Annotated in this window: 3 protein-coding genes; 2 read left to right on the forward strand and 1 reads right to left on the reverse strand. The window is 61.9% G+C overall.

Annotated elements, in window-relative coordinates; all coding sequences use genetic code 11:
• Positions 1-592 precede the first annotated feature (592 nt).
• Positions 593-7,651 carry a T9SS type A sorting domain-containing protein gene (locus N008_RS09105; RefSeq protein WP_081910696.1) on the forward strand — a complete coding sequence of 2,353 codons (7,059 nt, stop codon included), beginning with the start codon at positions 593-595 and terminating at the stop codon, positions 7,649-7,651.
• A 292-nt stretch (positions 7,652-7,943) separates the two neighbouring features.
• Positions 7,944-8,945 carry an NAD(P)/FAD-dependent oxidoreductase gene (locus N008_RS09110; protein ID WP_197062977.1) on the forward strand — a complete coding sequence of 334 codons (1,002 nt, stop codon included), beginning with the start codon at positions 7,944-7,946 and terminating at the stop codon, positions 8,943-8,945.
• Between the two features lie 121 nt (positions 8,946-9,066).
• On the opposite strand, the gene N008_RS09115 is transcribed toward N008_RS09110, so the two are convergent.
• Complete coding sequence (locus N008_RS09115; RefSeq protein WP_044015452.1) at positions 9,067-13,038, reverse strand: T9SS type A sorting domain-containing protein; 3,972 nt, start codon at positions 13,036-13,038, stop codon at positions 9,067-9,069.
• Positions 13,039-13,117 lie beyond the last annotated feature (79 nt).

Consider the following 13,117-nt stretch of genomic DNA (forward strand, 5'->3'; position numbering starts at 1 on the left):
GCTGGCCGCCTGTTCCTGCTATAGCCAATGCAGCCGTCTGCAGGTATGTATAACATCGGTGCAGTCTAGCCACTGTGGCAGTGGAAGAAAGCCTAGTGCTAGGCGGATGCACGGTATGTGAAAGGCTCCTTCCGTACCATGATTTTGTGGTTGAAAGCTGTGCCACTTCATCTGGTGTGTAGCAGCATTGCTACCAACTGCTCAGGTAGGAGTTATTGCAAATATAACTTTGTAGAGTTTTATGTGTAAAATATATATATGCGCTAGCCGCTACTTTCAAATATTGCGAACATTAGTTAGCAGGGAGATTGTTTTTGTTATATTCTAATAATAATGTTAATCATACTGTCTTCCTGTTGTGAGAATAAATGCTTATTAAGTTTCATAATGGGATGGTATGTATCTAATAGATAGACTCTAAATCCGGATTTGCTGGCTGTTCGTATGTCCGCCGTGTGTAGGTAGTGATTGGTCGAAAAAAGGGACTTTGTGAAGAACATGGATCCTAGTTTTATCGATATCAGCAGACCTAATCACCTTTTCGTTGGGAGCCGATAGCGGCATTTACGTGGTACCACATTTTGCATAATTTATGAAAACACTCCTACCTCCTTTGTTCAGGATGCTGCTGGCCTGCCTCCTGATGCTGCCGCAGGCCTGGGCCCAGCAGGTGCTGCCCACGCCGCCGCCCCCGGCCCTGGTATCCTCCATCAGCGACCTGCTGCCGCCATCTTTCCGGTCGGTTTCAGGCGAGTTAACTGAGCAGGATCTGGCCAGCGAACTAATGATGGGTACAATCGTGCAGCCCCAGACTGCCTCCCGGCCTCAGACGGCACCTACGCTAAACAATGGCTCATTCACGAGGCAGGCCGACATCGATATACTGCGGCTTTTCAACCCGCTAGCTCGCGTAACCAATGGTGGTACAGGCACAATCACTGCCATCCGGGTTACCTCCCTGCCCGATGCAGCCCAAACGGAGTTCGGGCTGAGAAACTCGACTACTGGTGTAACCATAAATCTGACTACTGTTCCTGTTATACAACTTCTGAGTAGTTACGACCAAATCTACATCCGCCCGCGTGTTAACCGGACATTCAGCACCAACTTTCAGTTTCAGCTGATCAACGATGCCAATGAGATATCGAACACAAGTACTGTTACGCTCAACTTCACGCAGATTGCCGTTGCGCTGCCGCACGTTTCGCAGATTGTGCCGGCCGGTGCCCCGGCTACCCCGCTCACTGAGCCGCTGAGCTTCGACCCCGATGGCCTGGCAGCCTCTTCCTACCGCATTACCACCATCCCAACAGCCGCGGAAGGTGTGCTAGCGCTTGACGGGGCGCCTATTACGGTAAACCAAGTTCTGACGCCAACTGAAGGCAGCCGGCTGACCTTTGACCCGGCCCCCGGCTATTTCGGCACGGCCGTGTTCGACTACAACGCCCGCGATGCGGCCGGTACCAACTTCGTATCGACCAGCTACGGGATTCCGGTAGCCAAGGCCATCTGCGGCCAGGCCAGCACGCTTAACTTTGCCGACCTGGCCGATACCCGCAACTTCCAGACTGCCCAGTCCATCGTGGTGGAAGGCGTAACCATCACGGCCAGCAACTACACGGCCCCGTCCAACGAAACCACCTTCCGTATTGAGGACAACGGGTCGTTGCCGGGCAAGACGCTCGCCTGGACGGCCGACTATTCATTGTCGGCCAACAATACCTCGTCGGTGGACTTCGCCTTCAGCCGGCCTCTGGAGAATTTCTCCATGGCTATATCGGATATCGACCGGGTGGGTGATGTCTGGACCGACCAGCTGCAGATTGATGGTTTCACGGCCACCGGGCAGCTTATTTCGCTGTCGGCTGCCGACGCCGCGCTGGCGCCTAACGGCTCCAACGCGTTTTCCTCGCCCAACCAGATTACCGGCCAGGGCAACGCCAACAACTTCGGGCCCAGAAGCAACGTGGTGCTGACCTTCCCGCAGCCACTTGTGCGCGTGCGCCTCACCTACCGCAACGTAGAGCCGATTACCAATCCTGGCGGCCAGCTTATCGGCATCAATTCCATGTCGTGGTGCTCGGTGGTTGATGTGTACACCCGCTTCACGGCCGGTCCGGTAGCGGCCAACGTAGGCAATACGGTGAGCTACACCGTGGAATTCGGCAACAACGGCCCCGACGAAGCCCAGCAGGTGACGCGCACCGTTACGCTGCCAGCTGGCGCTACCAACGTGACAGGGCCGGCCGGCGCCACGTACAACTCCACTACCCGGGTGATTGACTTTGGCCCGGCCGCCACGCTGGCGAGTGGCAGCAGCAACTCGTTCACGTTTGGCTTCACTGTACCGGCCACTGCCGGCGGCTATTCTGTGGTGTCAAATACCAGTACGCCCGGCAACGAGAACGGCGCTACGGCCAACAACTCCGCCACCCGTGCGCTGACAGTGAACGATTGTAATTCCAATAACCTGCTCAACTATACGCTCGCGGCAACTCCAACCGGCAGCCGCAAAACCTCTACGGAAACCTTTGGGTCTACGACAGCCACGTACAGCAATTTTACCAGCACTGCACCTGTCGGGCAGGATAACTTTTTTGACGTAGAGAATTTTGTGGTTAACGGCACGACTCCTTTGCTCAGTGGCAAGGCACTCAGCTGGATTCAGAACTACACCAATTTGCCAGCTACGAACCAGTCGACTGTCACACTGACATTCGCGCAGCCGGTAAATAACCTGACCCTGGTAATTGATGACATTGACGCCTCAACGCAGGGTGTAGCTGGGAGTGACTTCATTGATGTGCTACGCTTGGATGGCTTTCCGACCAGTACCAGCCTGACCGCCGCCACCCTCACGGCGGCCAATTTCACAGCGGGTACCACCAACTCCTTTTCCGGCAACAACTCGCTGACGGGTAACAACAATGCGGTGAATACCCGCTTGGATGACGCCGCTACCATTAGCTTCACAACGCCGGTGCAGCGCCTTGTGCTCACGTACAGCAACACCCGCGCTTTTACGGCCAACAACAATCGCCTACAGGCCATTGGTATTCAGTCAATATCGTACTGCAACCAGCCACTGGCAGATCTGCAAACAACGGTAACGGCTGTGGCTTCGCCCGTAAATGCTGGAACTACGGGGCAGTTCAACATCACATTTACCAACGCCGGGCCGCAAACTGCTATTGACATAGTCCGTCAGGTGCAGTTGCCAACCGGCCTGACCAATGTGGTGGCTACTAATGGTGGTACGTATAGCGCTGTAACTGGTCTTGTAACGTATCCTGTTACGGCCTCCCTTGCCAATGGGGCCAACGTCAACTCAACTATTACATTCACGGCCCCAGCCGGGGGTGTGGTTACTGCCTCCTCGCTGATCAGCGGTGACGTAAATGAGAGCGGCAACACGGCCAACAACTCGGCCAGCGGTACAATTACCGTGACGCCCGTGGCCGATGTCACGACTTTGGTGAGTGGCCCGACCAGCGTGGTGGCCGGCCAGCCTGCCGGCACCTACACGGCCAGCTTCAGCAACAACGGCCCGAGCTCTGCCAGCGCCGTGCCCCAGACCGTAACCTTGCCGGAGGGCGTCACCGACGTGGTGATTCCGCGCGGGGCCACCTACAACGCTACCACCCGGGTGATTGACTTCGGGACGGCGGCGGCCATTGCGGCCGGCACTGTCAATACCTTCCAGTTCAGCTTCACGGCCCCGGCTACGCCCGGCAGCGTGAGTGTGGCCAGCAGCACCGGCACCACCACCAGCCAGGGCGCCAACACGGCTCCCGACCAAGCAACGCTGGCGCTTGACGTCCGCAACCTGGCCGATGTGGCCGTGGTCGTAACGGCCACCAACGCGTCAGTTGTGGCTGGTGCACCGGTGGAGTTCACGGCTGTGTTCCGCAACAACGGCCCGACGACGGCCCGCAACGTAACGCGCCAGGTGCAACTGCCCGCCGGCCTGGTGGGTGTGGTGCTGCCTGATGGCGGCACCTACAACAACATGACCGGCGTGGTGACCTTCGACAATGTAGCGGCGCTGGCGGCCAATGCTTCCCAAAATTTACGTATTCAGTTGACGGCCCCGGCCGCCATGGTTACGGTAGTGGCAACTGGCAGCACCACCACCACCGACAACGAGCAGGGCCAGACGGCCAACAACTCCTCGGCGGCGCCTGTCACGGTATCGCCAGCCTTCGACCTGCTGACCCGCATCAGCGGTCCTGCCACCACGGTGGCCGGCACCCTGGCCACGTTCAGCGTGGTGACCCAGAACAACGGACCTTCGGCGGCCGCCAACGTGGTGCAGACCGCTCAGCTGCCTACGGGCCTGCTTGGAGTGTTTGTGAGCAACGGCGGCACGTATAACAGTGCTACCGGCGTGGTGACGTTCCCGGCTGTGCCGGCCATGAGCAGCGGCACTAGCCTCAACAACACCATCAGCTTCCTGGCGCCGGCTACCGGCTTCACGGCTACGGCATCTGTTACGCCAACCAGCGGCGACACTAACACAGCCAACAACACGGCCTCGGCACCGGCTACCACCGTCACGGCGGCCCCGGCTACCCGTGCTAACCTGTTCACCACCATCACCTCGAACGTGGCCACGGTGGCCCCCGGCGGCGCCGTAACCTTCACGGTCACGCAGGGCAACGACGGTCCTGATCCGTCCCTGAACGTGGTGCAGCGCATCTCGCTGCCCGCTGGCCTGACCAACGTGTCGGTGTCGGGTGGCGGCAACTATGATAACGCCACGGGCGTGGTGACATTCCCGCAGATCAACTCGCAGGCCAGTGGTGCCAGCACGAGCTACACCATTACGGTGAATAATGCCCCGGCTACCGGGGTGCTGGCAGCCGTGGCCAACGTGGGTGGGGCTACGCCCGACCCCATGCCGGCCAACAACGTGGCCACCGCCGATGTGCGTGTGAACCCATTGGCCGACGTGCTGACCACCCTCAGCGGCCCTGCTTCCGCTACGGCCGGCCAACTGCTGACCTACACCGTGCTGACGGCTAATGCCGGCAACACGCCCGCTGCCAACGTAGTGCAGACCGTGCAGATTCCGGCCGGCCTGACCGGCGTGACGGTGTCGGGTGGCGGCAGCTACAACGACGTTACGGGCGTGGTGAGCTTCCCGGCCATTACGGTGCAGCAGCCCGGCAACTCGGTGAGCAACACCATTTCGTACGCGGCACCGGTGAGCGGCACGCTCAACAACGTGGCGGCCGTATCGACTACCACTGCCGAAACGGCGGTGGCCAACAACCGCGCCGCCGTAACGACCACCGTGGCCGGACGGACTGATGTGTCCGTCAGCATTGCGGGCCCTGCTACTGCAGTAGCCGGCAACCTGGTAACGTATGCCGTGACGACGACCAACAACGGTGCCTCGGCGGCCCTGAACACGGTGACCTCCGTGCAGCTGCCCAAAGGCCTGACCGGCGTCTCGGCCACCGGCGGCGGTAACTATGACCCCGCTACCGGCCTAGTGACGTTCACGGCCGTGCCTTCGCAGCCGGTTGGCTCCGTAACCAACACCATCAGCTTTGTAGCCCCGGCTACCTCTACGCTGGTGGCGACGGCCAACACTGCGGCCAACAACGAGGACGTGCTGACCAATAACTCGGCCACGACCAGCACCACCCTCGCGCCGGCTACCACGCCGGCCCTGAACCTGACCACGACTATCACGTCCAGCAATCCTGGGCGTGCGGCTGGCGCTGCCGTTACGTTCACGGTATCCTCGACAAACAGTGCTGGCAGCGCTACTACGGCAACCAAAGTGCAGCAGGTGGTATACCTGCCGGCAGGCCTGACCGGGGTAGTGGTGTCGGATGGCGGCAGCTACGATGAAGCGACGGGTGTGGTCACGTTTCCGGTTATTGCCTCGCTGGCCGCCGGGGCCTCTACCCCTGCTTACACCATCCGGGCTAATACGCCTGCTTCCGACCCTTTCCGTGCGGTGGCTATGGTAGGTTCCGACCAGAGCGAAACCACTACGGCTGACAATACGGCGACAGTGACGGTGAATGTGAATGAGCGGGCCGACGTAACGACGGTAGTCACGGGCCCGGCCACGGCCAGCCCCGGCGCTACGGTTACCTACGGCGTGGTGACGCGCAACGACGGCATCTCGCCGGCGGCCAACACGGTGCAGCAGGTGCAGCTGCCCGCCAACCTCACCAATGTGGTAGTATCGGGCGGCGGCAACTACGTGGCTGCCACGGGCCTCGTGACCTTCCCGACCATCACAGCGCTGCAGCCGGGCACAGCCAACCAGCTGAGCAATACCATCAGCTTCACGGCGCCGGCCGCGGCCTTCGATGTGGTGGGCACCGTTTCTACCGCCACCAACCAGGGGGGGAATACGGCACCTGACCAGTCCACGCAGGCTACTGCACCGGCCAACCAGCCGCCCACGGCCAACGCAGTGGTGAATGCGCTGAAGGCGCCATTCGGCGAAACGGCCGGTCCGCTGCCCATCTCGCCGCTCTCGGGCCGCGATGCCGACGGCACGCTGGCCTTGTTCACCATCAGCAGCGTGCCGCCGGCCAGCCAGGGCGTGCTGCGCTACAACAACGCGGTGGTAACGCCCGGCACGTCGATTCCGGCTGCCGATGCCGACAAGCTCACGTTTGATGCGGCTCCGGGCTTCGTGGGCAATGCCTTCTTCACCTACACTACCACCGACAATGCCGGCGCGGTGTCGCAGGAGGCCATCTACACCATTCCGGTGGGACAGGATACGAACTCGCTCTACACCAACTCGCCGGTGAAAGGCGGCTCGGCCAACCCGTACCAGAACAACGACCCCATTGCCACGGTGTTCGACGTGAACGGCGGCCGCTACAGCTCGGCCGGCGCCGTGACGGCCAACGGCCTGACCAGCGCCACCACGAACACTGACGGCACCAACCAGCTCGCCACGCTGGGCCTGCAACTTGATCCGGTATCAGGCCTGATTTCGGTGCAGAACCGCCTGCTGCTGCGCGCTGGCACCTACACGGTGCAGGTAACGACGGTGGATGCCTTCGGCGGCACCAACACCCAGCCTGTGACGTTCACCATCGGGGCCGCGCCGCTGCCGGTTGTGCTGGTTAGCTTCGACGTGCAGGCTGTGGGCACTGACGCCCGGCTGAACTGGAAAACGGCGCAGGAAACCAACAGCAGCCACTTCGTGGTGCTACGCAGCCTCAATGGCGGGGCCTCGTTCAGCGAAGTAGAGCGGGTGCAGGCCCAAGGCACCAAGTCGTCTGCCACCACTTACTCCTACCTCGACAAAGGAGTGGGCCGGCAGCAGAACGGGACGGTGTACTACCGCCTGGAGCAGGTAGACCAGGACGGTACTTCGGTCCTGACGGAAGTGAAAACGGTGTTCTTCAAAAACGAGCAGCCGACTGCCGTCCAGGTGTACCCCAACCCAGCTTCTGACCAGCAGCAGGTACGGCTCGACCTGACGACGCTGCCCGCCGGCAGCTACAAGGTGACCCTGACCGACATGGCTGGCCGCGTGGTGCAGACCGTGGCAGGCAGCGGGGGCCTGGAACAGGCGCTGGAGGTAGCCTCACTGCCGCAGGGTAGCTACCTGGTGCAGGTAATTGGCCAGGCGCAGGTGTACACCACCCGCTTCGTGAAGAAGTAGCCGGTGTTCCGGCTGCGGCCGGCCGATACCATAGTTGCAAAGCCCCGTTCCTGCGCTGCAGGGGCGGGGCTTTTGCGTGGCGGTTGGTTTGTGAGTAACGCACTCAGTCAGGAGGTGGCGGCTATGTGCTTTCGTAAGGTGAGCAGTAGTTGCCCCGCCAACTTATCCGATCCGGAATTTTTTCGGCAGATACTCAGGCACTGGCATAGCGGGTAGCCCGGCAGAGAGGCCACCCGCCAACCATATACCTGAAATGCGGTATGTAAGAATCTCACGCTTTGAATTTCTGCTCATGCCAGCCCTTTCCACTGCTGCTGCTTCCGCTAGTAAGGCCCCTGCTGCCCGGCCCCGCCGCCACCGCCCGGCTACCGGGCCGGTACCAGATTTCGACGTGGTGATTATAGGAGCAGGTAGTGCGGGGCTGAGTGCCGCGCTGGTGCTGGGGCGCTGCCTGCGCCGCGTGTTGGTCTGTGATGGTGGGGCCCCGCGCAATGCGCCTTCGCCGGCCGTGCAGGGCTTCCTCACCCGCGACGGCACCAAGCCCGCGCAACTCCTGGAACTGGGCCTGCACGAGCTCGAACGCTATACCACGGTAGAGGTGCGGACTACGCGTGTAACGGCCATCGTGCGCCATGGCAAGCAGTTTGAATTGACTGCTGAAGGCGAAACCGGCCGTAGCCGCACTTTCACGACCCGCAAAATTCTGCTGGCTACCGGCGTCGAGGACGAGCTGCCGCCGCTGGAAGGCATGCGCGAGTTCTGGGGCTCGGGCGTGTTGCACTGCCCGTATTGCCACGGCTGGGAAGTGCGCGACCAGCCGCTGGCCGTGTACGGGCAAGGCAAAACAGTAACCGGGCTGGCCCTGCTGGTAAGCCGCTGGAGCCGCGACGTGGTGGTGTGCACCGATGGCCCGGGCAACCTGACCGCCAACGCCCGTCGCCGGCTACGGCTACAGGGAATCCAGGTGCGGGAAGAGCCGATTACGCGGCTGCAGGCCAGTGCGGATAGTGGCCTGGAGCTTGTCTTCGAAACCGGGCAGCTGCTGGCCCGGCGTGCCGTATTTCTGCACGCCCACCAGCACCAGCGCACTAACCTGGCCGAGCAGACCGGCTGCCGGCTAACCAGCAAAGGCGCCGTATGGGTCGACAAAAACAACCAGACTTCGCAGCCCGGCATCTATGCTGCCGGCGACACTACCCCGGGTACGCAGCAGGCAATCCTGGCCGCTGCGCAGGGGGCGCAGGCTGCTATCTGCCTCAATGAGCAGCTTACCCGTGAAGAGTGCCCGAAGTAGTGGCCTGTTAGTTCACTACGGCCTCTCAAGTCATTGACTGATTTTCGGCTAAGAATACCTCATAAAAAGGCCATTGCTGCATGCAGCAATGGCCTTTTTGAGGGGCAAATAAACCAGGGCGTTACTCTAGCACCACACGGCGGCTGGTCGTTTGGCCGTCGGTGCTGAGGCGCAGCAGGTAGATGCCGGGCGCCAACCCCCGCACTGGTAGTTCGGTGCGGCTGGAACCGGCGGCGTGCCGCACTTGCTGCTGCCATACCGGACGGCCCAGGGCATCAAGTAGCGTGGTTTCGAGCACCCGGGCCGGGCCTTCTACGGCCAGCGTCAGGGGCTGCGAGCTGAGGGCCGGGTTAGGGAACAGGCTTAGGCTCAGGCCGCGCAGGGCTGCCACAGTAGCCTGCGGCTGCCGGATGGTGAGCGTAACTGTGCTGGCACTGCTCACGCAGGCATTCACTGAATCAACTACATAATAAGTGTATACCCCCACGGCCGTGCGGCCGGTGGTATAGGAGTCGCCGGCGAACAGGCGTTGCGTGAGGGCTGCGTTGCCGTACCATACGCGGGTGCCATCAGGACCGGTGCTGGCCGTGGCCGTGAGGGCAGGTACCGTCTGGCCCAGGTCTACGGTAACGTTGGCGGCGGTGGGGGCCGGCAGGGCAGCGGGCGTAAACTCAAACGCTCCGATATCGGGCGTAGTGGCGCTGCGCGTGGCAGCCAAGAAGTCAATCGGCACTACGGGCAGCGGGCGGGCCGCACCATTGAGCAGGCAGCTGCGGTTGGATATGGGCGTAATCAAACCTGGAGCAGCCGGGGTGCCAAAATACAGCCGGGCCGCCACACTGGCCTGGTCCTGGGTGGTGGCGGTGCGCAAGGCAGCCAAGGTTGGGCGGGCAGCGCCATTTACGTAGGCCAGCGTGCTGTTGGGCCCGGCCACCGAGTAAGCGTTGTTGTTGATGGTGGTGAAGGGCGACGCTGCCGGAGCCGAGTACACAGCGTAGGTTTTGCCGGCCGTGGCGGTGGTAGTTTGCTCGTTGGCGAGGATGTTGTTGAGCAGTTCTACCCCCGTTACGCTGGTGTTCAAAGCCACTGCCGCCGTTACGGGCGTGGTGCCGGCCGGCAGGTTGCCGGTCAGCCAGATGTTGTTGTAATACAGGCGGTAGCCCCCGCCCGATGAAGCATAGATGCCGTGGGGCGTGAAAGTAAACCCATTGTCGCCGTTGCTCACAATACCCGAAATCAGGTTGTTCACCACCAGAATATTGGCAGCGGTGCCCGTAGCCGACAGGCGGATGCCGTAGGCCCCGTAGGTATCGAGGGTGGCAGTGCCGGTTTGGCTGACGTCGGCAATGGTATTGGCTGAAATCAGGCCGTTGGCACTGGTAGTGCCCACCACGATACCAGCCGTCGAGCCCGTGTTGGCGCGCGTGATGCCGATGATGGTGTTGTTGGACAGCTCGAACTCCGTAGTGGCCAGCACCACGATGCCGCTGGCGCCTACCTTATCGGCCGCTACCGTGGAACCGATGAGGTTATTAGTGGCGAGAAAGATGGTGCAGTTGGCCTGGGCCTGAATGGCCGTAGCAGTCCGGCTGATGGCCGAGCGGCGGATGCGGCTGCTGGCCGTACCGCTGAACGCCACCCCGTAGGCAGTGGTAGAGCTGGCAGCCTTGAGGTTCAGGTGGCTCAGCAACACGTTGTTGCCGGATACGAAGATGCCGCCGCTGCTGGCAGCCGTGCCCGTATTCGTAAACGACAGGCCACGGCTGTTGCTGCTGCCGGTGCCTTCCCCGGTGATGGTTACCTGGCTGGCATCCACGATGAGCAGTGGGGTAGTAATGCTGGCCGGCGCCGTAAACGCCGAGCCGCCCTGGTCGGCCAGCGCCGAATTGATGGTAATGGTATTGACGCCGCTGGTGCCGGGGTTGGCATTGAGCGTAATGGGGTAGGTTTCGTTGGGGTAAGTGGCGTCGAGCAGGCGCAGCGTCAGGGCCCCGCCCAGCTCGTTGCTGTTGACGGCGGCCACGGCGGCTGTCAGCGTAGGATAATCAGCGGTGGCGGCGGCGCCTACCGTTTTCACCCCGCTCAGCAAGCCCAGCACCCGGTAGAAATTGGGCTGGCTGGGGGCGCTGCTGATGCTGGCCACGGAGGTAGCCGCAAAGCCGGCGGCCGGGTTGGCGGCCACGTTCGGGGTCGGGTTCAGATCCTGGGCCGCTACGAAATACTGGATGGTGTCGCCAATGGTTGGGGCGCTGCGCAGCTTGCTGACATCCAGCGTGAAGATGACAGCGTTGGTGGGCGAAGCTCCCGGATTTACCCATTTCCAGCCGTTGCCGCTGGCGTCGTTGGAAGCTGTAAAGACGTTGGCGTCGGCCTTCTTCTTATAGTAAAGCCGCGGGCCGGTGCCGGCCGTGAAGTCAACCCCTGATGCGTCGGTAATAAGGGCGCTCAAGGCGCGGTTGCCGGTGGCAGCACTGTTGCCCAGCAACTGGTAGCTGATGGTAGGGCCGCTGATATCCACGGCCGTAAACGTCCCTTCGTCGGCTCCCAGGTCAGGCCGGGCTACGGTGCGCGCTTCGCCGTCGATGTCGGTAGGCACGGGCAGGGCCGAAGCCACCAGAGTACCGCCGCCGCCTTCCACCTGCGTAGCCGCGCCCGGCTGGATGTGCGGGTCAGTCAGCGGATTCACAAACGGCACGTTTTCCGTAACCGAACCCTGCTCGGCCGGAGCAGCCCGCAGCTTATACTGCGCCAGGGTTTGGTCGACGGCCGGAGTAGTGGCTACGCCGTAGAAAATCGGCTTTTCGGCCGAAGGCGTACCGGCATAAAACAGGTTGTTGCCCGAGGTAGGCGTGAGGCTGGTGAGGGCCGCAGTGCTCTTGAAGAAAGCTGCCGCCACGCCGCCGCCGCCGGCTGGCAGTCCGGTCACCAGGTTCACGAAGATGTTGTTGCGCAGGTCCACCGGCGGCGTACCCGAAATGTAGAAGGCCCCACTCTTGTTGGCGGCGGCCGTAGCGGCATAGGTGAGCACCACCGTGTTGTGGAAGCAGTAGTTGTTGGTGCCGCCCCGGAAACTCAGGGCCCGCACCGACGTGCCCGCCGTGCTGGCCGGAGCCTTCACGTCGTACACAAAGTTGTTGAAGACGTTGTTGGTGGTGCCACCCGTGATGTCCATGCCCGAAGCAAAGCCCGACGTGCCGCTGGCCAGAATATCGTAGGTGCGGTTGCGCCCGATGTTGTGGGTGGCCCCGCTGTTGACGTAGATGGCTTGGGCTGCCGAAGTGGTGCCTGTACCGATGAGACCGTGCACCCGGTTGTCGAGCACGTCCACGGTGTTGTTGGTGCCGGTGGAGTAGATGCCGTACACGGCGCTGGCCCCGCTCAGCGTGGCCACTTCCGTGTTGCTGACACGGCCCGTGGTCTGGCTGCGCAGATAAATGCCGTAGACTGTGCCTGTGGCACCGCCCGTAGCGGCCCCAATGGTAAGCACGCGGCTGGGCGCCCCCCCGGCCACTTGCCCGATTTCGTTGCCGTCGTCGTAGTTGGTGCTGCCGGCATCCAGGTTGTAGCCGTAGTAGCAGTCCTGCACCGTGTTGGACAGGAAGCGGTTCTGGTTGTTGTTGCCGTCCGAAACGTTGATGCCGAAGGTTCGGGTGGTGTTGGCACGGTTCAGGTCCACGGTGGCGTTCAGCACCCGGTTGTTGGTAGCCCCGTTTTTCAGCCAGAAACCATACTCCAACTGTTGGGCGCTGGTGGTGTTGGTGGCTACGTCGTTCACGTCGATGCCGTCGAACGTCACGTAGTCGGCACCGTCGAGGGTCACGGCGGCGTCGGTGGTGCCGGTGCCGGTACCTTCCAGGCGCGGGTTGGCGGCCGTGCCGTCTTTGCGGAAGACGATGGGGTTGGCGGCCGTACCGCTTACCGTAATAGCCGGAAGCAGCTCCGCAAACGAGGCCCCGCTTTTCACCTGAAACGTAACGCCACCTGCGCCTACCCCCTGCGCGTTCAGGGCCGCCACGGCCGCCCCAAAGGTGGTGTAGTTGCTGGTGCCGCTGCCGCCCGGGTCAATGGTGCGGATGCCCGTGAGCTGGGCCATAGCCGCTGAGCTTGCGCCTAGCGCCAAAAGAAGAAGTATAGGTTTTTTCATATAAAAAAGGTGTGGATTACAAGAGGCA

Source organism: Hymenobacter sp. APR13 (assembly GCF_000737515.1).
Classification (GTDB): Bacteria; Bacteroidota; Bacteroidia; order Cytophagales; family Hymenobacteraceae; genus Hymenobacter.